This is a genomic window from Nonomuraea sp. B1E8 (genome assembly GCF_039871515.1).
GTDB lineage: Bacteria > Actinomycetota > Actinomycetes > Streptosporangiales > Streptosporangiaceae > Nonomuraea.
In genome coordinates this window covers 1,796,706-1,819,059 of record NZ_JBDPLS010000001.1, presented here as the reverse complement: position 1 = coordinate 1,819,059, position 22,354 = coordinate 1,796,706, and the positions used below count along the sequence as shown (strand labels likewise).

The 22,354-nt window shown below is 69.9% G+C and carries 20 protein-coding genes; 13 read left to right on the top strand and 7 right to left on the bottom strand.

Annotation, left to right across the window (positions count from 1 at the left end; translation table 11 throughout):
- Positions 1–346 precede the first annotated feature (346 nt).
- The 3 genes from ABGA98_RS08855 (at position 347) to ABGA98_RS08845 (ending at position 5,238) form a co-directional block, all read left to right on the top strand.
- Positions 347–2,554: an FUSC family protein gene (locus ABGA98_RS08855; RefSeq protein WP_347617655.1), complete on the top strand. Its 2,208-nt coding sequence runs from the start codon at positions 347–349 to the stop codon at positions 2,552–2,554.
- Positions 2,555–2,810: 256 nt separating this feature from the next.
- Positions 2,811–3,725: an MBL fold metallo-hydrolase gene (locus ABGA98_RS08850; protein WP_347617654.1), complete on the top strand. Its 915-nt coding sequence runs from the start codon at positions 2,811–2,813 to the stop codon at positions 3,723–3,725.
- A gap of 22 nt (positions 3,726–3,747) precedes the next feature.
- Positions 3,748–5,238: a carboxylesterase family protein gene (locus ABGA98_RS08845; RefSeq protein ID WP_347617653.1), complete on the top strand. Its 1,491-nt coding sequence runs from the start codon at positions 3,748–3,750 to the stop codon at positions 5,236–5,238.
- Positions 5,239–5,346: 108 nt separating this feature from the next.
- Here ABGA98_RS08845 and ABGA98_RS08840 read toward each other — a convergent pair whose 3' ends face one another.
- Complete coding sequence (locus tag ABGA98_RS08840) at positions 5,347–5,919, bottom strand: hypothetical protein (RefSeq protein WP_347617652.1); 573 nt, start codon at positions 5,917–5,919, stop codon at positions 5,347–5,349.
- 364 nt (positions 5,920–6,283) lie between these two features.
- Between ABGA98_RS08840 and ABGA98_RS08835 the strand changes: the two genes are divergently transcribed.
- Positions 6,284–6,688, top strand: coding sequence for a hypothetical protein (locus ABGA98_RS08835; RefSeq protein WP_347617729.1), 405 nt, complete (start codon positions 6,284–6,286; stop codon positions 6,686–6,688).
- Positions 6,689–6,750: 62 nt separating this feature from the next.
- Positions 6,751–7,401 carry a class I SAM-dependent methyltransferase gene (locus tag ABGA98_RS08830; protein ID WP_347617651.1) on the top strand — a complete coding sequence of 217 codons (651 nt, stop codon included), beginning with the start codon at positions 6,751–6,753 and terminating at the stop codon, positions 7,399–7,401.
- An 86-nt stretch (positions 7,402–7,487) separates the two neighbouring features.
- Here the strand turns inward: ABGA98_RS08830 and ABGA98_RS08825 are convergent, their stop codons facing one another.
- The gene (locus ABGA98_RS08825; protein ID WP_347617650.1) at positions 7,488–7,736 is read right to left on the bottom strand and encodes an SCO4226 family nickel-binding protein; all 249 of its coding nucleotides are present in this window, start codon (positions 7,734–7,736) and stop codon (positions 7,488–7,490) included.
- Between the two features lie 255 nt (positions 7,737–7,991).
- Here ABGA98_RS08825 and ABGA98_RS08820 point away from each other — a divergent pair, with 255 nt between their 5' ends.
- The gene (locus ABGA98_RS08820) at positions 7,992–8,591 is read left to right on the top strand and encodes a hypothetical protein (RefSeq protein ID WP_347617649.1); all 600 of its coding nucleotides are present in this window, start codon (positions 7,992–7,994) and stop codon (positions 8,589–8,591) included.
- Positions 8,592–8,672: 81 nt separating this feature from the next.
- On the opposite strand, the gene ABGA98_RS08815 is transcribed toward ABGA98_RS08820, so the two are convergent.
- Complete coding sequence (locus tag ABGA98_RS08815) at positions 8,673–9,485, bottom strand: TNT domain-containing protein (protein WP_347617648.1); 813 nt, start codon at positions 9,483–9,485, stop codon at positions 8,673–8,675.
- Between the two features lie 719 nt (positions 9,486–10,204).
- Between ABGA98_RS08815 and ABGA98_RS08810 the strand changes: the two genes are divergently transcribed.
- Entirely contained in the window at positions 10,205–11,668 is a 1,464-nt protein-coding gene (locus ABGA98_RS08810) for an erythromycin esterase family protein (RefSeq protein WP_347617647.1), read from the top strand.
- Between the two features lie 22 nt (positions 11,669–11,690).
- On the opposite strand, the gene ABGA98_RS08805 is transcribed toward ABGA98_RS08810, so the two are convergent.
- A complete protein-coding gene (locus ABGA98_RS08805) occupies positions 11,691–13,079 on the bottom strand; it encodes an MFS transporter (RefSeq protein WP_347617645.1) in 1,389 nt (462 codons plus the stop codon).
- A gap of 84 nt (positions 13,080–13,163) precedes the next feature.
- Between ABGA98_RS08805 and ABGA98_RS08800 the strand changes: the two genes are divergently transcribed.
- The gene (locus tag ABGA98_RS08800; protein ID WP_347617644.1) at positions 13,164–13,958 is read left to right on the top strand and encodes an AraC family transcriptional regulator; all 795 of its coding nucleotides are present in this window, start codon (positions 13,164–13,166) and stop codon (positions 13,956–13,958) included.
- Here the strand turns inward: ABGA98_RS08800 and ABGA98_RS08795 are convergent.
- A complete protein-coding gene (locus tag ABGA98_RS08795) occupies positions 13,948–14,847 on the bottom strand; it encodes an aminoglycoside phosphotransferase family protein (protein ID WP_347617643.1) in 900 nt (299 codons plus the stop codon). The genes ABGA98_RS08800 and ABGA98_RS08795 overlap by 11 nt on opposite strands.
- 173 nt (positions 14,848–15,020) lie before the next feature.
- Between ABGA98_RS08795 and ABGA98_RS08790 the strand changes: the two genes are divergently transcribed.
- From ABGA98_RS08790 to ABGA98_RS08775, 4 genes are read left to right on the top strand one after another with little or no spacing between them, the layout of a single operon-like run.
- Positions 15,021–15,722, top strand: a complete 702-nt coding sequence (locus ABGA98_RS08790) for a VWA domain-containing protein (protein WP_347617642.1) — start codon at positions 15,021–15,023, stop codon at positions 15,720–15,722.
- Positions 15,719–16,762, top strand: a complete 1,044-nt coding sequence (locus ABGA98_RS08785) for a protein phosphatase 2C domain-containing protein (protein WP_347617641.1) — start codon at positions 15,719–15,721, stop codon at positions 16,760–16,762. The genes ABGA98_RS08790 and ABGA98_RS08785 overlap by 4 nt, the downstream gene beginning before the upstream one ends.
- A 21-nt stretch (positions 16,763–16,783) precedes the next feature.
- Positions 16,784–17,821 carry a hypothetical protein gene (locus tag ABGA98_RS08780; RefSeq protein ID WP_347617640.1) on the top strand — a complete coding sequence of 346 codons (1,038 nt, stop codon included), beginning with the start codon at positions 16,784–16,786 and terminating at the stop codon, positions 17,819–17,821.
- Positions 17,822–19,012 carry an FHA domain-containing serine/threonine-protein kinase gene (locus ABGA98_RS08775; RefSeq protein ID WP_347617639.1) on the top strand — a complete coding sequence of 397 codons (1,191 nt, stop codon included), beginning with the start codon at positions 17,822–17,824 and terminating at the stop codon, positions 19,010–19,012.
- Here the strand turns inward: ABGA98_RS08775 and ABGA98_RS08770 are convergent.
- On the bottom strand, positions 19,002–20,408 hold the full coding sequence (locus tag ABGA98_RS08770) for a hypothetical protein (protein ID WP_347617638.1): 1,407 nt from the start codon (positions 20,406–20,408) through the stop codon (positions 19,002–19,004). The genes ABGA98_RS08775 and ABGA98_RS08770 overlap by 11 nt on opposite strands.
- 244 nt (positions 20,409–20,652) lie before the next feature.
- Between ABGA98_RS08770 and ABGA98_RS08765 the strand changes: the two genes are divergently transcribed.
- A complete protein-coding gene (locus ABGA98_RS08765; protein WP_347617637.1) occupies positions 20,653–20,859 on the top strand; it encodes a hypothetical protein in 207 nt (68 codons plus the stop codon).
- On the opposite strand, the gene proS is transcribed toward ABGA98_RS08765, so the two are convergent.
- Positions 20,853–22,295, bottom strand: a complete 1,443-nt coding sequence (gene proS, locus ABGA98_RS08760; RefSeq protein ID WP_347617636.1) for a proline--tRNA ligase — start codon at positions 22,293–22,295, stop codon at positions 20,853–20,855. The genes ABGA98_RS08765 and proS overlap by 7 nt on opposite strands.
- Positions 22,296–22,354 lie beyond the last annotated feature (59 nt).

Sequence of the window (22,354 nt, the reverse complement as noted above, 5' to 3'; positions counted from 1 at the left end):
TGGGCCGGGCGCCGGTTCTGAAAATGTATGTTCAACAACGCTTGAGCCGCCCGGGATATTCCGGCGGTCCGATGTCTGTTCGGCACCGCGCCCGTCTCGTCCCTCCTGCCCCACAGCCCCTGGCCTGGCCGACGGGATTACGGCGGCCCTTTCAGTCGGGTGACTGATACCGGTCGGCGCTTGCAGTGCGCACGATGGTGGGTATCCGGAAAGCGGCCTGTCACACGCCCGCTGCGATTCCGGCGACGCAGGACGTGACGAGCAGTTCCCTCGGAGTGCGGAAATGGACAGCGTAAATCCTTCACGTTCCCTGAGCCGGCGCAGTTTCGCCGGAATCGCAGCGGGCGTGTGGGAGCGCTTGGCCGTCGTCGACCCGGGGCTGATGCGTCTGGCCTCCGCGATGCGCGCCGTCCTCGGCGCCGCCGCGTCCCTGACCGTCCTGGCGGCCCTGGGGCAGTCCACCACGTCGTTGCTGGTCGGCGGGTTCACCGCGATGGCGACCTCGCTGGCTGTCAGCGACCTGCACCCGCGCAACCAGCTCATCACGCTGGGAGTCGGGGCTCCGCTGTTCCTCGCGGCCCTGGCCGCCGGAGCCGTGCTGAGGCCGTACCCGGTCACTGCGGGGATCGTGTTCCTCCTGCTGATCTACGTCGCGGTCCACGCCCGCCGGTACGGCGCCATCGGGCAGGGAGCGGGCGTCTTCGGCTTCATGGCCTTCTTCCTGGCGCAGTTCACCGGGGCACGAGCGGTCCAGCTGCCGCAGCTGGGTGCGGCTGTGCTCGTCGCGTTCGGTGCCGTCGTGGCCGTTTGCCACTGCCCGGGATACATGACGTCGTCCCGCGTCCTGGCCCGGCTGCAGCGCACCTTCAACGGACGGCTGCGCGACGTCCTGCGGGACACGACCGCCATGCTCACCGCCGGGCAGGACGCCGGCGCACTGAGCCTGTCGTTGGAGCGCCGTCTGGACAGACTCCACGCGGCCGTGCTCCTGATCGGGGACTTTCTCGGTGAGCGCGCCGTCGACGAGGCCGCCGACGGCCAGATCCTGCAGCACATCTCACGCGTGGAGGTGGCTGCCCAGCGGCTCGCCGTACTCACGGTCCGCGCGGCCCGTACACCGACGGCCGCCGGAGATCTCGCCGAGCCGGCCGCACGGCAACGGCTCGCGGCACGGATCGCCGTTCTCCGCAACCAGCTCACCCCAGGCACGCCCACCGCTCTCGGGCATCGAGAGCGGGAACCTGAAGACGGCCCGGCGATCCCGTCGGCCGCGTCCGCCTCGTTGCAGGACTGTCTCCAAGGGATCGATGAACTGGCCGCGGCCATGCGCCTTCTCGGTCCGCGTGCCAGCGCCCCGGCGGCAACCGGGGCGGCTCCGCACGACCCCGTCACACCGCGGACACGGGCGTTCAACGTCAGGCGATACCGCGAAGCGGGCTCCGAACACCGCGGACGGAGAACGACCCGGCAGGCCCTCCAGGTGACCGCCGCCTCCGCGCTGTCCATCCTCGGCGGTCACCTGGTGTCCCCGGACCACTGGTACTGGGCCGTCCTGACCACGTGGGTCGTGTTCATCAACACCGAGAGCACCGGCGAAGTCCTGCTGCAAAGCGTGCGCCGGCTGGCGGGCACCGTTCTCGGCGCGGTGTTCGGTTACGGCCTGGCCACCCTGGCCGGACCGTACGAACCGCTGCTCCTGGGGCTGCTGCTGGCATGCATGTTCGGGATGTTCTACACCCCGGCGGACGCCTACTGGGCGGTGACGTTCTTCATCACCGGCATGCTGAGCATGCTGCTCGCGCTGCTGGACACGTTCTCGACGGACGTGCTCGTCCTGCGCGTCCAGGAGACCGCACTGGGAGTCTTCTGCGGCGTCCTCGCCGCCGTGGTAGTAGCTCCCATCACGGTCCGCCGGGCCGGCGACGAGGAGCTGCTCCGCTTCCTGCTGGTCCTCAGACGCCTGCTGTACGCGACGACGCGGAGCCTGGACACCGGCACCACGACGAGCCTGATACGCGCGGCCCATGACCTCGACCAGGCACTGGAGTCCTTCCGCAAAGCCTGCCTGCCGCTCGTCCACCCGTTCAACCCCCGGCGCGGGCGTCGTGACCGCGCCCGCCACCTGCTGGAGGTGCTGGAAGCCGGTGCCTACCACGCACGGAGTCTGGCCGCCGTGGCCGGGCGCCTCCCGCAGGGAGACGACGCCGAGTACGCCGCCCGGGTCACTGCGGCGGCCGGCCACGCGCAGGAGAGGGTGACGCACCTGATCCGCCTCGCGAACCGTCGGCCGGGCGCCTCCCGCTCGGCACGCCCCAAGGTCACCAGAGCACTGTCCCTGCTCTCCGGCGAACGCCGTATGCGTCGCGGGGGACCGTCGCCGCAGCAGCGCCTGCTGCTCCACATCGACCATCTCGACATGACGTTGGCGGCGCTCGCCCGAGCCTTGGACCCGCCCGTGCCGGCTGCCGCGCACCAGCGCCCGCCGGCCCGCACCTACCCGGCCGATTCCTGTGGACCAGCACGAGGACCGTGGTGTCCAGATGCAGTCACGTGACTCATACCGCAACACGCCCCGGCCGACGCACCATGGGTGAGCAGGGTCGTCCACGGAACGGACGCGTACCGGGCGGCCCTGTTCCCGCCGGCGAAGACCACGGCCTGATGCCCCGCACCTGACCGCGGCGGCGTACCACCCGAGGCCGTAGACGCCGCGGCCGCAGTCAGGCGGACTGCCCCCGCAGGGAAGCGGCCCCCCGTTTCCGGCCGCGCCCGCGGCCTCGAGCACGGAACCGATCGAACTGGAGACGATCATGGACACCATCACCCTGGGCGACGTCACGCTGACCCGTGTCCGGGAGTACTTCGGTCCTGTTGACATGACGCCCGAGGTGTTCTTCCCGGAGAGCCCGGCGGAGGCTTGGCAGGCCCACAGTTCCTGGCTGGTGCCGGACTTCCTGAACCCGGAAACCCGGATCGTCAACTCGGCCATCCAGACCTGGGTACTGCGCAGCGAGGGCAGGACCATCCTGGTCGACACCGGCGTCGGCAACCACAAGGACCGCCCGTACGCGCCTGTGTGGAACCGGCTGAACACCGACTTCCTGGACAACCTCGCCCGCGCCGGAGTCCGCCCCGAGGACGTCGACATCGTGATCAACACACACCTGCACATCGACCACGTCGGCTGGAACACCCATCTCAACGGCCGGACCTGGGTGCCGACGTTCCCCAACGCCACCTACGTCATGCCCAAGGCGGACTTCGACTTCTGGAACCCCGCCAACGAGCACAAGCCCCGGCTGGGCCGCGGCAACCAGAACGTCTTCGAGGACAGCGTCGCCCCCGTGCACGAGGCCGGCCAGACCCGGCTCTGGGAGGACAACCACCGTATCGACGGCAACCTGCGCCTCGACCTCGCCCCGGGCCACACGCCGGGCTCGTCGGTGCTGACGCTGGAGTCCGGATCGGACCGGGCCGTCTTCGTCGGCGACCTGCTGCACAGCCCGGTCCAGATCCACGAGCCCGATTCCAACAGCTGCTTCTGCGAGGACCCCGCCGGAGCCCGCGCCACCCGCCGCAAGCTCCTGGGCTGGGCGGTCGACAACAACGCCCTGGTCATTCCCGCGCACCTGGGCGGCCACGGCGCCGCTGAAGTCGTCCGCGAGGGAGACAGGTTCGCCATCAAGGGCTGGGCGCCCTTCGCCCCGTACACCGAGCAGGTCTGAGCCCCGGAGGAAAGGCACCACCATGAACCACCACCCCGGCCTCGTCGTCACCACCGCGCAAGGAGCCGTCCGCGGCCTGCGCCAGGGCGCCGCCCTCACCTTCCTGAACATCCCCTACGCCGCCCCGCCCCGCGGCGCCGGCCGCTTCGCGCCGCCGCAGCCGCACGAGCCGTGGGACGGCGTGCGGGACGCCACGGCGCCGGGGCCCAACGCGCCGCAGTCCGAACGCAAGCTCGGCAGTGTGGACATGTCCCCCTACTTCGGCGCCGGTTGGAGCCGCGGGCAGGACTACCTCACTGTCAACGTCTTCACGCCCGCCGCCGGCGGTGACGCGCTGCCGGTCATGGTGTTCGTCCACGGCGGCGGGTTCGTCGCCGGCTCGACGCGGTCGCCGATGTACGACGGCTCCGCGTTCGCCCGCGACGGCGTCGTCCTGGTCACCCTCAACTACCGGCTCGGCATCGCCGGGTTCCTCGACATCCCCGGAGCGCCCGCCAACCGCGGCCTGCTCGACGTGGTCGCCGCGCTGCGCTGGGTGCGGGAGAACATCGCCGCCTTCGGCGGTGACCCGGGCAACGTCACCCTCTTCGGCCAGTCGGCCGGGGCGACCATCGTCGGCGGCGTCCTCGCCACCCCCGAGACCGCCGGCCTGTTCGGCCGGGCGATCGTGCAGAGCGGCAGCGGCCTGGGCGCGTTCACCACCGAACAGGCCGCCCGCGTCACCAAGGCGGCGGCCGAGGCCCTGGGCGTCGAGCCCCATGTCGGCGCCTTCGCCGGCGTCTCCGACGAACACCTGGTCGAGGCCGCCTCCCGGCTCGCGGGCATCGACCTCCGGACCGAAACCCACGCAGACCCGCTGATCGGCCTCAGCCCCTTCAGCGTCGTCCTCGACACGCAGCCGGCCGAATCCGCCGCCGCCGGCCTGGGCGCCGGCGTCGACCTGCTCGTCGGCACCAACACCGAAGAGGGGAACCTCTATCTGGTCCCGGTGGGCAAGTACGCCACCTCGACCGCCGCCGACGTCCATGAGGCGGCGGCGCGCTCGCACCCGGATCCGGAGCGCCTCATCGAGGCCTACCGCAGGTCGCGCCCCGAGGCGTCCCACGCGGAACTGCGCTCCGCCATTATGGCCGATGCCCTGTTCGGCGCGGGCAGCCGCGCGCTGGCCGGCGCACACGCCGCCCATCCCGGGGCCGGCACCTACGCCTACGAGTTCGCCTGGCGCTCCCAGGCCCTGGACGGAGAGCTCGGCGCCACCCACGCGGTCGAGTTGCCCTTCGTCTTCGACCTCGCGGACCGGCCCGAGCTGAACGGCCCCAATGCCCTGCTCGGCCCCGGCCAGGCCCCGGCGGACCTCGCCACCCGCGTACACGAGACCTGGATCCGGTTCGCCAGGACCGGCAATCCCGGCTGGGACCCGTACGACACCGAGCGCAGGGCGACCATGCGCATCGACGCGGAGTGGACCCAGATCGACGACCCCCGCGCCCAGGAACGCCAGGTCTGGAGCTGACCCCTCACCTGTGTTCTGCCTGCTCACCCCTTTAGACGCCCGGAGGAGTTGTCGCGCACCGCATATCCGCGTCCACCGGCCGGGCAGGCTGCGGGAAGTTCTGCTGCGTCACCTCTTGCGGCGCGACCGCCGGAAGAGGACCACGCCTACGGGCAGCCAGAGCACGGCCGCGGCGACCGGGCCGAGCGCGATGGACAGCCCTTGCACCGTGGCCCAGTCGAGCAGCAGCGCCGCGGCTGAGTTGTGCGGCAGGTCGTCGATGAGCGCCTGGGCGAGGAACATCAGGGGAAAGCCCACCGCGAAGCCCAGCAGCATCAGACTCACCACACCTGGCTGCCAGTACGGGCGCCGCAGCAGAAAACTCGCGAGGTACGAGGGCGCGAGCAAGATGCCAGGCCCGGCCACCAGCAGGACGGCGAGCACAACTAGATCGAGGTCGTCGTACACGAACCGGCAGGCCGCGCTGAGAGCGCCGCACACGATCGGCACCACGAGACCGAGCAGCCGAGCGGCCAACCCGTCACGTGCGAGCGCACGCCAGTAGACGAACTCCCACATGAACGGGTTCCCGCCCGGCCACGCACCCCCGACGGGCCGCGTCAGCACCGCGTGCGCGGACAGTGGGTACAGCCGCCGCGACCTGGCCTGCCAGTCGTCCCCGCGCCGGCCCATTGCTCTCATCCTGCCTCCTTATGAGGAACTTGTCGCTACATGCCTCTGAGCCCCCTGGTGAAAGGGTCGTCGACCAAGATCAAACTTTCGGATCAGAAGGACACGATGGTCCCCTCCACGAAATCCCTGTTCCTCCACATCAGCAGCTCTACCGCCGAACAAGGCTGCCCCACCAGTGCGCTCCAGGAGGACCGGGCAGTCGGCGAACCACATGTCCTCGTCGAGGTCCCACACGATCAGTGCTCGGGTCAGTCACCGGCCGACGAGGCGGCCCAGTCTCGCCCCATGAGTGGCCGTGATCGCCGTGCGTCCGCTTAACCGTTCCGGCCTGTATCCGGGGATTCCGAAGTTGAACATTCGGTGATTGTGCCTGGTGTCGTCGCCGGGGCATCCCCGGGGTCCTTGGTGCGTTCACGCGCCTGGCCCGCGTCGGCGGCGAGGCCGACGAGTCGGGCGCTCTCGTGCCACAGGCGCTCCACGCGCTCCAGGGCGGTGGTGTGCGGGTGGCCGAACTGCGCGAAACCAGCCCGGCGTTCGCGGAGCAGTGGGACGACTTCGCGATCACGCCCCGGACGGCCAACGCAAGACGATCCACAGTCCGGCGGTCGGCCTGGTCACCCTCGACTGCGATGTGCTGGCGACCCTGGACTCCGATCTGCGGATCATCGTCTACACCGCCCGCCCGCACAGCGAGGACGCGAGCAAACTCGACCTGCTCCGCGTCACCGCCGAGACCGAGACCCCGAGCCGGCCGAGCGCGGCTCAGGGGAGTGCCTGACCGGAACCGGCCTGCCGTACATCGGCTGAACCCCCGCCCGGGGTCGGGTAATTTGATCGGCTATGACCGAAGCCGGCTTCCTCGAAACGACCCGCAGCGCCTACGACGCGAGGGCGGCCGAGTACAGCGAGATCTTCCGTGACCCTCTCGCGGGTCAGCCGCTGGACCGGGCCCTCATCGACACCTTCGCCGACCTGGTGAAGGCGACGGGCACCGAGTCCATCGCCGATCTCGGGTGTGGGCCGGGACACTACACGGCCTACCTCCACGCGCGTGGGGTCCACGCGTTCGGGATCGACCTGTCGCCGCAGATGATCGCACAGGCTCGCCAGGAGCATCCCGGCATCCCGTTCGAGGTCGGCTCCATGTTCGCTCTGGAGCTCGCGGACGGCAGCGTCGGGGGCGTCTTCAGCCACTACTCGATCATCCACACCCCGCCCGAGCGGGTGCCCGAGGTGTTCGACGAGTTCAGCCGCGTGCTCGCACCCGGCGGTCATGTGCTGCTGTCCTTCTCGGCGACTGACGAGCCGTCGCAGGTGGCCGAGTCGTACGATCACGTCGTTGCGCTGGCCTACCGATGGTCCACCGACATGATCTCCGGCATGCTCCGTGACCGGGGCATCGTCGAGACGGCCCGGCTGGTGTTTCCCGGCGATCAGGATGCGAGGCGCGGTTTCCCGAGGGTGTTCCTGCTGGCCGGCAAGGCCGGCTGAAACTTGGCGAGCGCCATCATCTGATCATCCGGCGGAATCGGCACAGGCCTATCACGTCGGGCTCGTCTGACGCGCTCGCTCGCCGGTCAGGCGGTCAGCGGCACCTTGTGGATCTCGTCGGCCGGGTGCCCCGCCCGCTGGTGGATGCGCTGGACGGCATCCGCGTCCGGCGCCTCCGACAGGCAGTAGACCACGCCCTCCTCAGGGTCGGCCCACGCGTGCTGGAAGGTCACCCCCTCCTCCTTCTGTATCGCGAGGTCGGCGGTGTGCGCCTGCTGGAACTGCTCGTTGGTGATGCCCTTCATGCCGTGATGCACGTCCATGAACGTCGCCATGGCTTCCTCCTCGGAGGCGTGATCTGCGGATCTTCTCCAGCCTATGGCGGCCCTTGGCGGACCGGCCCCAAAACTTCGCCAAGAAGGCGCGTGCCGCCCTCACCCCTGCCGTCGCCGTTCCGCGCCGACCGCCGATTCTCGACGATATTGCAACGCCCAAATGCCGCGGGCCTGTTCGTGACCGGCGGTGAGGGCCATGTCGACGATACGGGGGCAGAGCGGCATACGCTCTTGGTCGCGACTACAGTGGCCGGCGTGCCATGCACCGGATCCCAAGGTCGTGTCATCCTCCTCAACGGGACGTCGAGCGCGGGCAAGACCACTCTGGCCCGGGCCATCCAGGACGAGAGCGACATCCCCTTCGTCTACTGGGGAATCGACACCCTGTTCAGCCTCGTTCCCCCGAACTGGGGCGGCGGGCGCGACGGCCCGCTCAGCAGGTCCGGCTTCTGGTACGACCGCACCACTCAGGACGAGGACGGCCACCCCCAGGTGGTCATCCGTTACGGCCCCGTCGGCCGCCGGATGATCCGTTCGGCCTGCGCCGCCGCGGCCTCCTTCGCCCGCGGCGGCGACGACGTCGTCATCGACGAGATGTTGCTGGCCCCGGACCTGCTGCCCATGTGGATGAAGGCGCTGGCAGGTCTCGATGTCCTGCTCGTGGGCGTGATGTGTCCGCTGGCGATCGCCGAGCAACGAGAAGTAGGGCGCCGCAATCCACCTGGTCTGGCGCGCGGGCACTTCGGGACGGTCCACGACCATGGCGTCGCCTATGACATGACGGTGGACACCAGTACGGGAACACCCGCCGACCTGGCCAAGGCCGTCCTGCTGCGTCACTCGGACAGGCGGTGACGAACCAGTCCCCGTCTGCCGGTTGACCAGAACGAAGGCGTCTCCACCTCGTAACGGGCTTCCGTTGGCGAGCAGGACGGTTCACTCGCCGGCGGCCACGAGATCGGCGGACGTGACCGGTGTGATCTCTTCCAGGTATCCGTTCTGCAGCAGCCAGCTCACCGGGACCTCGTCGTCCGTCTGCGGGAGTCCGGGGATGTATCTGCTGATCACGTGGTACTGCGTGCCGCCGCCCGGCATCTGGAACGCGGGGGCGGCCGGGCCCACCTCGACGCGGAACGACTTGAGCACCCGGAACGCGTGATAGTTGCACAGGTGCAGGAGGTCTTCGGGGTTGGTGTTCAGGTTCCGCGGCGGCAGCCCTCGCCTGATGAACAGGTCGCCCATCGGCGACAGGAACGCGCCCGTATATCCGCCGAACCGGTCGAGCTTCATGCCGGCCTGCAGGAAGGTCGTCTTGCGCAGCAGCCGGCCGTTCGGATAGTTGCCGGAGCGGCCGAAGCCGGCGTCAGGCGGGAAGCGGTAGTTGTTCGCGGCGTAGTCCCAGTAACGCGAGAGGAAATGTTGCGGGGAGAGATTGCCCAGCGGCACGTAGCCGCGCAGGATCGCGCCCAGATGGCCGGTCCTCGGCAGGTTGGTCGGCCCGAGGTCGGGGTCGCCGGTGATGTAAGGGGGTCCGCAGACCCGCTGGCCGGCCGGGGGGACAGTGGGCTGCCGGCCGGGCTTCTCCTTGCCGGGGGCCGGCGTCGGGCGGAGTTCCGGCTGCCAGGTGAGCCGGGTCTCGGACTGGACGGCGCTCTCGGCGCTCTCGGCGTGCGCGGCCACGCCGCTCATGGCGCCGAACATCGTGCATATCGCGGCGGCCAGCATGGCGCCCCGTCGGTTGTACCGCATAACTGTCCTGTCGATCCTGGATGGCGAACGAATGAGAAGTGATCACCAGCGAGTCGGCGACGCACCGGCCGACGGCGCGGACAGCCCATTCCTTTTCGGCTTCCGGTAGGTCTGACTGCTGACGGAACTGACGGCCGAGAGTTTGGTTGTCCGCGATCCGTGCACGGAAATGGGCGGCCGTGCGCCCGCATATATAGTGATCGACTCCTACGTTCCCGCCATCATCGGAATTGCAATCTCAGGCAGCCTAAGAGGAAGGCAAAGAATGATCCGATAAAGGTGACAAGGCTGCCGTTCAATGGGTTTTCGCGAAATACGATGATTTGTGTGAAGTGTCGGATATGGGCACGTATGAAAGTATTCTTCGCGACGCGCCACCTGGGTCACTTCCTGCGACGGCGCGCCCTGAGGGTCTGCGCCCTCCACGAGCCCGGTGGCTTCCGGAGGTGTCCGCGCGTCTCACGAGGTGGTGAGCATGGCGGCGGACATTCCTCCATTCTTTCCGCATATCACGCAAGCATGGAGCCATGCCCTCGATCCGAACATCTCGCCCGGCGTCGGTTACGACGCCAGAATCTTTACCTCCCACGACACTGATCCGGCACGGCGAGCGGGAAGAAGGAGTTCAGTCCACGGAGCACCCGGACAGCATTGTGCGGCAATATTGCCGGATCGGCCGCGTGGACAAATCCAGCCCAACCGCGACGAGAGATCGATACATGCCATTCCTTCATGCCGGAGGCCGTACATCGCTGGCCTTTTTCGCCGCGCTCCTGACCGGCGGCGCGCTTCTCGTGGCACCCGTGCCGGCGCAGGCCGCCCCGTCGCAGGAGGCGGCGGTGGTCCGCGTGCTCGATCGGAGCGCGTACCCGCTGCGGTCCAGGGACCCCAGGAGCGACCTGCGCGATCTGCGGCCGCTCGGCCGGATCGTCGGGGACGCCGGAGTGGTCGGGGTGGGCGAGGCCACGCACGGCTCGCACGAGTTCTTCACCAACAAGCACCGCATCTTCCGCTTCCTGGTGGAGAACAAGGGCTTCTCCAGCTTCATCCAGGAGGTGGGCTGGGGCAGCGGGCTGCGGCTCAACGACTACGTCGTGCGCGGCACCGGCAACCTGCGGCAGATCATGCGGGAGGAGTTCGTCAACGAGTACGCGCTCTGGAACAACGAGGAGTACTACGACCTCCTGCAGTGGATGCGCGCCTACAACAGCACCCACCCCGACAAGCTGCAGTACGTGGGCGACGACGTCGTCTACTCCCACAGGCGGATCTTCCAGGAGATCTTCCCCTACGTCCGGGAGCGCCGGCCCGGCCTGCTGCCCCGGTTCCGGGCGCTGTACCGGGGGCTGATCCCCGTCGGGGACGTGAAGGAGTGGCAGGACCGCTACGACGCGCAGCCGTTGGCCGTGCGCCAGAGGCTGCTCCGCCAGGCCGAGCAGGCCCTGGCACTGCTGCGGACCCTACGGCGCGGACCGCACGACCGGGCCGCCGCCTGGGCGGAGCAGCAGGCGGCGGTCGTCGTCCGGATCGCCAGGTTGTCCGCCTCCGACGACCCCCAGGCCATCGCCAACTCCCGGGAACGGGGCATGGCCGAGAACACCGCCTGGTGGTACCGGAACATGCACAGCAAGTCCGTGCTGTCCGCGCACAACGCCCACATCGGCTATGTCGGCTTCGCCGGCCAGCACGACATCTACCGGCAGGGCGCCCGGCTGCGTGACATGCTCCGCGACCGCTACACGAACTTCGGGCTGACCTTCTACCAGGGCTCGTTCAACGCCTGGTCGGCGGAGTCGGGCCTGCAGGGACCGCTGCAGGAGTTCACCGTCGGCCCGCCGCCGCGGGTCAACAGCGAGACCCTGCTCGACCGGGTGCGCTACCGCGACTTCTACTTCGACATGCGCACCATCGGGCAGCCGGCCCGCGGCTGGCTGGACAGGGAGCGTCCGGTTCGCAACATCGGTGGGGCGTACCCGCAGGAGGACGACGTGCTCGCGCTGCGGCAGGCGTACGACAACCTGATCCACCTGCACCGGGTCACGGCGTCACACCTGCTGCCGCCGGCCGGGGACACGGTCCGCGCGGCGCCCAACGGTTCCATGCCCGCCGGCACGGCGCCTCGTGGGGTGCGCCGCGACCACCCCGTGGCAGGCAGAGCGCACGTCCGGCCCGGGACCGGGTGAATGCCGCCGCGGTTGCAGAAGGTCATGCGGTACGCCGAGCCAGCAGGGCGACCCGGATGGCGCAGGCCGTACCGATCGCGGCGAGGACGAGGCCGGCGGTGACCACCCGCAGGAGGCCGTCGGCGGAGGAGGGCGCCGCGAAGTAGACGCTTCCGAGCCCGGCGACGGCGGTCACCCCGGCGAGCAGCGGGCCGCTGGCGTTCAGTGCCGAGATCGCCGACGCGAACCGGGCCTCGACCAGGGAGGTGATCTGCGCGATCAGCGGACTGTATCCGGCGGCGTGGCCGGCCCCGGCAAGGAGCAGCAGCGGTATGGAGCCGATCGGGCTCCACTGGTCACGGTAGAGGAGCACCACCAGGGCCGACCCTGCCGCGAACATGATCGGTCCCGCGATCGGCAGCGCGTTCTGCAGCCACTGCGGGTAGCGGCTCCAGCTCAGGCTGAGCGTGCCGAAGCCGAGGGCGTACGGGACGAACGCCAGTCCCGCCTCCAGCGGGGAGTAGCCGAGCGCGGACTGGAGGTGCAGGGTCAGGGTGAGCAGGAAGACGGTGTAGCACCCCATGATGATCCAGCAGGCCGCCAGTCCTGGCTTGGTTCCTCCCGGCCGCAGTGCCGCGAGGTCCAGCAGCGGGTGCCGCGCTCCGGCTTCGTGGCGGACGAACGCCACCAGAAGCGCGGCGCCGCACACCAGGGAGATCCACGCCCACGTGGGCCAGCCGTGGTCCTGGCCGAAGATGAGCGGGACGGTGAGCGCCGTCATGGCGACGGTCAGGAGAGCCACCCCGGCCAGGTCGAGGCGTACCGGCTGGTCCGTGGGGGAGTTCGGCAGGACGCGCGGGCCGGCCACCAACAGGATCACGCCGATCGGGATGTTGATCAGGAAGATGGGCCGCCAGGAGAGGCCGAACAGGTCGGCGCCGGCGACCAGCCCTCCGATGACCTGCCCCAGCGCGACTCCCAGGGCGAGCACCATGCTGTAGACGCCGATCGCCCGGCGGCGTGCCGTTCCCTCCCAGTGCATGTGGATGAGCGAGAAGATCTGCGGCGTGAGCAGTGCCGCCCCCATGGCCTGGGCGATGCGGGCGAGCACCAGCACGGTCGCGTCAGGGGCCAGCCCGCACAGCAGCGACGCCCCGGTGAACCAGCCGAGCCCCAGCAGGAACGCACGCCTGTGCCCGATGACGTCGCCGATCCGCGCGCACGTGACCAGGAGCACGCCGGTGACCAGCAGGTAGCCCGACACGATCAGCTGGATCTCGGCGCCACTGGCGTGCAGGCCCTCGCGGATGGTCACCGCGCCCACGGACACGATCGACCCGTCCATGGACGCCATGGCCTGCCCGGTGAGCAGCACGGCCAGCATCCGGCGCCGGCGGGCAGCCGTCACCGGCGGAGGAACAACAGTGAACATGTACGCAGCATCGGCCGTTCGCGCCGCCCGGTCTTGAAGAAATATGCGGACGACACTGTCGGTGGTGCTGCGTAGGGTTGTCCGGTGCGTACGGCGAGAAGGCTGATCGAGAGCCCACACTTCGTGATCAGCGCGGTGGAGTGCGCGGACGACCACGCCGGCTGGTCGGCTCCCGAGACGTCATCCGCCGCCCAGGTCGTGCTGGTGCGGCGGGGCCGGTTCCGCCTCGAGTCCCAGGGCCGGCAGCTGACGGTCGAGCCCACCACCGGCTATCTGCACCGTCCGGGGCAGGAGATCCGTTTCGCCCACCCCGCGGGCGGTGACGTGTGCACGTCGATCACGTTCACCGGTGAGGTGCTGACGGCCGGGCTCGATGCCGTGCGTTCTCCCGCGGTCCGGGTTGACGCGCGGCTCGAACTTGCCCACCGCCTGCTGCTGCGTCCTGGCGCCGACCCGGGCTTCGCCGCCGTCGAGGCTCTGCTGGACCTCCTGCTGCCGGCCCTCCGCGAGCAGCCCCAGCACGTGTCCCCGCCCGGGCGGCGGGAGCTGGCGGACCGCGCGCGGGAGGCGATCGTCGCCGACGAGCCGGGCTGCGCCAGCCTGATAGCCCTGGCCCGGCGGCTGCGGACCTCCCCGTCCCATTTGAGCCACACCTTCCGCCATCACGTGGGCATGCCGTTGAGCCGTTACCGCAACCGCGTGCGGGTGAGCCGCGCGCTGACCCGCCTGGACCAGGGCGAGACGGACCTCGCGGCGCTCGCCGCCGGCCTCGGCTTCAGCGACCAGGCCCACCTGACCAGGGTCATGCGCGACGAGCTGGGTCACACCCCCGGCCGGGTCCGCGCCCTTCTCTCCCCAGACGCGGCCCTCAGCCGATGAGGGCCTCGGTGATCTGGCGGGTGGTCTGCGCGGCGATCCTCGGGTTGACGGCGGCGTAGGAGGTGTAGGCGTTCAGGCCGGTGGTGAGGGCCCAGCCGCGGCCTCGGGTCCAGGTGGCGTCGTCCACACCGAGCGCGGCGCGGAAGGCGGCCCGGCTGCCGGCCGACATCAGGGTGTAGGCGATGGTGAGGTCGCAGGCCGGATCGCCGATGCCGAGCCCGCCGAAGTCGATGACGGCGTTGAGGCGGCCGTCGAGGGTCAGCAGGTTGCCGGTGTGGAAGTCGCCGTGGAACCAGACCGGCGGGCCATCCCATGCGGGGGCGTTCAGAGCTTCCTCCCACAGGACGGTCATGGCGGTGGCGTCGAACACGTCGCCGACCCGGGCGATGGCGGCCCGCGTCGCCTGATCGCGGCTCTCCAACGACTGTCCGGTGAGGTCGTCGCGGGCCTCCAGGGTCTGTACGCCATCAGGCGCGTACTGCTGGAGGGCGACCAGGAACTCCGCCAGCTGGACGGCCGCCGCGGACGAGTGGGCCAGCGCCTCGACGGTCGCCACCTCGCCCTCCAGCCAGCGCGACACCGCCCACCGCCACGGGTAGCCGAAGCCGGGCTCACCCACTCCCACCGGCACCGGGATGGCCAGGGGCAGGTGGGGAGCGAGCCGGGGCAGCCACTCGAGTTCTTTGGCGGCCTGCCCGATGGCGCCGGCATGGCGGGGCAGCCGCACGGACAGCTGCTCGCCCAGCCGGTAGATCACGTGGTCGGAGCCGGCCGGGTCGAGCAGCTTCAGCGGCAGCCCGGCCCACTGCGGGAACTGCGTGTCGACCAGCCTCCTGGCCAGCGATTCAGTGATCGTGGGACGGGTGTCGGCGGTGCCCGAGGTCGCCAAGAGCAACTCCTGAGATCGGCCCGCTCCGCGCGGCGGGCAGCGGAACCATCACAGTGCACGGCAAGCTTGCCTGTCGAACGGATTTCCGCGCCGGGCAAGCAGGTCCGGTAGCCCGCATCCTTTCGTACGCCGACCTTGCCAAGACCGGTAATCCCTATCAGGATGAAAATCCGATGGCATCGGCTAACGGGCGCCCTCGCGCCTTTCCCTTCTACATCGTGTGCGACGTGTCGCATTCGATGCACACCGCCCGCGAGGACGGACGGCCCACCCCCTTCGAGGTGTTGTCGAACTGCGTGGGGGAGTTGCTCTTCGAGCTGGAGGCGGGCGACCCGGGTGTCAGCGAGGCCGCGCACGTCGCCGTCGTGTCCTTCGCCGACAAGGTCGAGGTGGTGCTTCCGCTGACCAGGCCGTGCGACGCGATCAGGGTCCCGGCCCTGAGGCCCGGCATGCAGACGGACTACCTGGCGGCCTTCCGCGGGCTGGTGAAGATCATCGAGAAGGACTACAGGAAGTTGTCCAGACACTTCGACGTACGGGCTCCCGTGGTCTTCTTCATCACCGACGGCGAGCCGTACGTCGGCGCGAACCATCAGGACGTCGAGATCTGGGGCCCCGCGCGCGATCGGCTGGCGAGCCTCGACCCGGCCCCGTACATCGTGGCCCTCGGCTTCGGGACGGTGCAGGAGGACACCCTGCGACGGGTCGCCACCACGCTGAGAGGGGACGTGCTGGCCTTCGCGGGCGAGGTGGCGACGGGGGCGGCCACGGTGTTGCACGGCATCGCGCAGGCCGTGTCCGACAGCATCAGCGCCTCCGTCAACAGGAACACGGCCGTTCTGCGCGGGCCCGCAGGGATGCGGCAGCTGAGATGATCAAAGCGGCGCTGGCGGGATTACTCCTGGTCATCGGCATCGGTCCGGTGGGAGCGCGGCCTGCCCCGTCGCCGGAGCCGACGGTGACGGTGACCGTGACGCCCAGCCCGGCACAGGAGGGCTGGCCGTTGTGGATCCTGTCCGCTGTCGCCGGCGCCGGCGCCGTACTTCTGGGACGGTTCGTGCTGGCGCGCAGGAACCGTACCGCTGCGGCCGTCGACGGCAGGACACCGCTCGGCCCGCCTCCCCAGCCGCTGCCGGTCCTGCTGGCGGGCGGCGCGGATTCGCGCGCCCCGGGCGTCGCGCTCGACGGCGGCATGCTCGCGCAGACCACCATCCGCGCCGTGAGCATCCGCGGGCGGCGCCATCGCTATCGGGGCGAGCCCCTGCAGGACGCCTACGCGGTACGGCTGAGCGCGGACGGACGGTGGGTCATCGCGGCCGTGGCCGACGGGCTGGGCAGCACGCTGCACGCCGAACACGCCGCCGCGGTGGCCGTACGCGCCGCCACGAACCTCGCCCTGACCCCCGACCCCGGCTGGCACGCGGCCTTCGCGGCCATCGCCGGGGAGGTCATGCGCGCCACCGCCCGGTTCGCCGGCAGGGCATCGGATCCGCCCGCCACGACGCTGACGATCGCGGTGGTCCCCGCGGACGGCGGGCGCGGGGTCGCCGCCTGCGCGGCCATCGGGGACTCGCCGGCGTTGTGGCTCCATGACGGGATGTGGACCGAGTTGTTCCCTCCGGACGGGCGGCGACCGGACAACGTCACGTCCGCCCTGCCGGACGACCTCGGTGAGCTGCGCGAACGGCAGATCGACTGGCAGCCGGGCGACGTGCTCGTCCTGTGCAGCGACGGGTTCGGGACGGCCATGGGCGGCGGCGGCAGCGTGCTGGCCCGGCAGCTCGTCACATCGTGGAGCTCGCCGCCCGCGCTGCGCAGCTTCTACCGCGATGTGGGTTTCCATCTGTCGACCTACGACGACGACCGGACCGTTCTGGCGTTGTGGGCGGGCCGCCACGACACGGCCGTCCTGTGACAGGAGTGCGGCGGCAGAACGATGAATCCCCCAGACGTGGTCGACGAAGCGGATCTGACACCTCCGACGGACGCCGATGCCTACTCCCTGCGCCCGGGAGGTCAGGCGCGCAGCCTGGCGCCGTGCGGGGTCAGCGGCGTCCCCGGCCGGTTCCTGTTCAAACGGTACGACGAGGAGACGCTGGCGGGGCTGGACGAGCAGGCCCTGCTGGCCATGGTGCGCTGGCGGCGCGAACTTCCCCGGCACGACCGCGCGACGCTCGACCAGCGTTGTGCGTGGCCGGTCGCGGCGGTCCGGCACGACCGGATCACCGGCATCCTGATCAGGCCCGCTCCCAGGCAGATGTTCGTCGAGCTGCGCGACCGGCTGGTGCCGCGGCACCTCGATGAGCTCACGCGGTCGCCCGAGCGGGTGAACGCCCTTCGCGACCACTACGGCACTCGGTACTACGAGCCGCCCTACAAGCTGGCCGTCCTCGGACAGCTGCTCGCGACGGTGCAGTGGCTGCACGAGCAGGGTTACCTGGTGGGCGATCTGCAACTGCGCAACGCCGTCTTCACCATCGACCCCGCGCCCGCGGTGTACCTGCTGGACTGCGACTCCTGCCTGCCGGTCGGGGGCCGCGGCGCCCTGGCGGAGGTCGATCCCGAGCAGTGGAAACTTCCCCGTGAAGGCGCGTTCACCCAGGAGTCCGACTACTACAAGTTCGCCTGGGCCGTCGTACGGTGCCTCCAGGAGAGCGCCGAGGCGTGGTCGCTCGACGAGGCCGCGCTCGCCAGGGTGCTGCCCTTGCGGCACCGCCGCCTGATACGGCAGTGTCTGGACGGTTCACCGGAATCAGTGGACACCGCGCGATGGCGGGCGGCCGGCGAGTCGTGGCAGTGGCTCGTCACTCCTGAACGCATCTACGTCGAAACCGACTCCAACCTGCGCGAGGCGTGGCGGCGGGGCAGGTCCGCGGTGGGGGGCGGCCCGCGAGACCGGCGCGGGGCGGTCGTGGTGCTGCTCGTCGTCCTGGCGGCGATCGCCGTCGTCGCAGCGGTCACGTTGGGAGCGTGAATGGACACCGGCGAGCCACGGCACATCGGGCCCTACGAAGTGCTCGGCCGCCTGGGTGCCGGCGGTCAGGGCACGGTCTACCTCGGGCAGAGCGAGGCCGGGCGGGTCGCGATCAAGGTGATCCACGCGCAGGGGGCGGCCGACCCGAGGGCGCGCAGGCGCTTCGCGGACGAGGTGTCCATCGCGTCGCGGGTGCCCAGGGCCTACACCGCGATGATCATCGACGCCGCCATCGACCGTGACCAGCCGTACATCGTGAGCGAGTACGTGGAAGGCCCGTCCCTGCAGAAGCTCGTCGACAACCACGGGCCGCTGTCGGGGCCCGCGCTCGAACGGCTGGCGACCTATACGGCCACCGCCCTGGCGGCGATCCACGGCGTGGGGGTCGTCCACCGGGACCTCAAACCCGCCAACGTCATCATCGGGCCGGACGGGCCGCGTGTCGTGGACTTCGGGGTCGCCCGGGCCCTCGAGGCGACCGCCGTGATCACCACGCCTGTGGGAACCCCTGGCTATCTCGCGCCGGAGCAGGTGGTGGGGGCCGACGCCGAAGTGGGCTTCCCCGCCGACGTGCACGCCTGGGCGGCCACCATGTACTTCGCCGCCACCGGCAGGATGCCGTTCGCGGGCAGCAACGTGGCCGTCATCATCAACCGGGTCCTCAACGAGACCCCCGACGTGGCGGTGATCTCCGAGCCGCTGCGTTCGCTGATCGCCGACTGCCTCGCCAAGGATCCGGCGCGGCGGCCGACCACCATGGAGCTGCTCGGCCGCCTCGTGGGGCACCAGTCGGAGAACGCGCAGGCGACGGTGCCCCGCACCAGGATCCTGTCGGCCGTCATCGGAACGCTGAAGGAGACCACCACGCTGGGCAGCGGGCCCGCGGCCGACATCGTGATCGACGAGGAGGGGATCGCCCCGGCGCACGCCACCGTCCGCAAGGTGAGCGCCGGCTACCGGCTGCACGACCACAGCGGCGGCCTGGGGACGTACATCGACGGCAGCCCCGTGCTCTACGCGACCCTGCGACCGGGCGATCGGTTCACGATCGGCACGGCGGTGCTCCGCCTCACCGAGGCGGGGGAGCTGGAGCGCGTACGGCTCGGCCGGATGCCCGCCGCGCGCTGGTGGCTGCTGCTGCTCCTCGTCGCGGCGGTGGCGCTGATGGCCGTCGTCGCCGTCACGGGATAGTCACGGGCGTGGGCGCGGTGATGTTCACGCGTTCCCCGGTCTTGGAGTCGAGGGTGAACGCGCCGCTGGCTCCGCGGATGACGTTGGTGCCGGTGAACAGGTAGAGCTGCCCGCGCACCGCCGCCGTGGAGGGCAGGCTGAGCTGGGACGGGTCGGCGCCGATGGCGGCCTTCTGCACCGCCGTGGCCGCGGCGGTCACCGCGTCGTACGCCATGATCGCCAGCCCACTGCCGAGATGCGCCGCGGAGAACGTCTCGCCATGGTGGGGCGCCACGAACTCGTCACGGAACTGCTGGTAGAGCTGGCGGTGCTCGTTGTCCTCGTGGTCGAGCCGCTTGGGGTCGGCGAGCGGCACGAACATCACCTTGATGGGCGCTTCCGGGTCGTGCAGCGACGGGTCGTCCGGATCCTGGTTCTGGGCGTCGTCGCCGGTGACCACGGTGATCGGCGTGGACCGGCAGGGCCGGTTGCGCAGGAGCTTGAGGAACGTCGGCATGAACGTTTGGCGGCCGGCGTAGAAGATCATGTCGGTCTTCGTGCCGCAGATCGTGTCGCTGATGGTCCGGAGGAGCGAGGGGCCGCCGCGCGGGTCGAACGGGAAACTGAGCCCGGACTCGTCGACGTACGGCTTCAGCCCGAGCTCCGGGTCGAGAAAGGCGTCCTTCAACGACAGGGCGTAAAGGTCCTTGGTGCCCTGCGGGGTCACGTCGGCCCACATCAGCGCCGCGCTGCCCTTGACCTTCTTGTCCTTGAGCTCTTTCGCGATGGCTTCGAGCTGAGCAGAGGTGCTGACCGCGGTGCGGGTGAGACCGGGAATGGGACCGCTGTCGTCGATTTCGCCGGTGGTGTTGAATCCGGCCGCGGTGATGAAGTCGGCCACCATCGGAATTCCGGGATCTTTGGCCAGGGCCCTCGCGGCGTCGATGCTTTCCTGCTGGCTCGGGCCCATTCCGGTGACCGCGACGATCTGACCGGGACTGCCCGTCGCGCCCGTCGCGGCGTTCCTCCGCACCGCCTGCACCGCCGTACGCCACTTCGAGCCGTCGTGCCCGGTGTTGGCCAGCACGAGCCGGATCTTGGGGAACGTCTCGGACTGGTTGGCTCGGTACTGGCCGATGAACGCCCCTTCGAGCTGGTGAAGAGCACGATCTCCGACCAGCCCGCGCGGGCCCGCCCCCATCGGGGCCATGAGCGCGATCGTGCTGTAGTCGGTGCCCTCGGTGACCTTGCGGTTCTCCGCCGCGATGACCTCGAGCAGCGACCGGTATTCCTCGCCCAGGACCATCGTCCCGTCGGCCGGGTCCATCAGCCCGACGCATTCGCCGTCGATGGAGACGACGTCCTCGCTCTGCGTTTCGCAACCGCCCCAGGGCCACCACCCCTGGGTGTAATTCACGAGGACGACAGTGGATATCAGTACGGCGACAACAACGACGATCACCACGAGTTTTCGGCGGAGAAGTGTCCCCACCTGGCGTAAGAGGTTCCAGACGCGCGCGGCGAGTGAGGGTGCCGGCGCCGGTTCGTCATACATCTGGACTCCCACCCGTCACTGATGCCTTGACCGCGCTCTCCAGAATGTCGGTCGCACGCTTCCCCTCCCTGGGTCGACGGGCGCCTAAACTCTTCGTCATTAAAACGTGATCGATGAGAGTCCGACAACGGGCTTCGTCATGCGGGAGCGTTTTTCGGAACAGCCAGGAGAACTCCTTCGTCGCCCGACTGCTCACGCACCTTCAGCGCTGTCGGTTCCCGGAGCGCCGCGCCATCTCGGGCTGCTGGACGCGGCGCGTGCCTGGGCGGAGACGCACATGGACGAGCTGATCGACGCCCGCGAGAATCAGTAGGCCCGCCCGAAGATGACCCGCTTGCCGTAGGCGGAGGCATCGCCGCAGAGCACGCACCGCCCGGTCTCGGGGGCGCCGTCGAGCGGAACGCAGCGCGGAGTCGCCGCGACCTTGGCCTTGATGTCGGCCTCACACGCGGCCTTGCCGCAGTGCAACGCCAACGCCCATCCCGCCGCGACGGCCTCCGTGAAGGAGTCCCAGGTGTCCACCGTCACGGTGTGACCGTCGCGGAACTCGGTGGCCCGCCGGAGCAGGAAGGCCTGGAAATCCTCGAGCACGCCGGGAAGGAGCTCCGGCGCGGACGACAGCGGGATGCTCTGCTTGCCCTCGTCGCCGAGCCGCCTGGCCATCACCACGGTGCCGGACTCGAGGTCGCGAGGGCCGAGCTCAAGACGTACGGGAGCTCCGCGCAGCTCCCAGTCGTTGAACCGGAAACCGGGCGAGAGCTGCGCACGATCGTCGACGTGGACGCGCAACCCGGCCGCCTTGAGCCGCCCCGCGAGCTCCCGCGCCGCGGCCGCGGTCTGCACGCCCTGCTCGCCGCGTCCGATCGGCACGATGACCACCTGGTAGGGGGCCAGCCTGGGCGGCAGGACCAGCCCCTTGTCGTCGCCGTGGGTCATGATGACCCCGCCGATCATCCGCGTCGACATGCCCCATGACGTGGTGTGACACAGCTCCAGCTGCCCGGCTTCCGAGGTGTACTGGATGTCGAAGGCCTTGGCGAAGTTGGTGCCCATGTAGTGGGAGGTGCCGGCCTGGAGCGCCTTGCCGTCCCGCATCATGCCCTCGATGGTGAACGTACGGACCGCGCCGGCGAACCGCTCACCGGCCGTCTTCTCGCCCGGCACCACCGGGATCGCCGCGACGTCCCGCGCGACCTCCGTGTAGAGATCGAGCGCCAGCATCGTCTCGCGCATCGCGTCGGCCTCGCCGGCGTGCGCCGTGTGCCCCTCCTGCCAGAGGAACTCCGTCGTGCGCAGGAACATGCGCGGCCGCAGCTCCCAGCGCACGACGTTGGCCCACTGGTTGAGCAGGAGCGGCAGGTCACGGTGGGATGAGACCCACTTGGCCATCATCTCGCCGATGATCGTCTCCGAGGTGGGCCGGACGATCAGCGGCTCCTCGAGCTCCTTGCCGCCGGCGTGCGTGACGACGGCGAGCTCGGGCGAGAACCCCTCGACGTGATTAGCCTCGCGCTGGAGGTAGCTCTCGGGGATCAGGAGAGGGAAATAGGCGTTCTCGTGCCCGGTGTCCTTGATCCGGCGGTCGAGCTCGTCCTGGATGAGCTCCCACAGGCGGTAGCCGTACGGTCGGATGACCATGGTGCCCTTGGCCGGGCCCCTGTCGACGAGCTGCGCCTTGGCGACCAGCTCGTTGTACCAGGCCGAGAAGTCCTCATGCTGAGGAGTCACACCACGTTCGTCACGTCCCATGACCGGAGAATATCGCTCATGGCCAGCCATCGTGGTTCGCCCTACCTGATCGTCTTGCC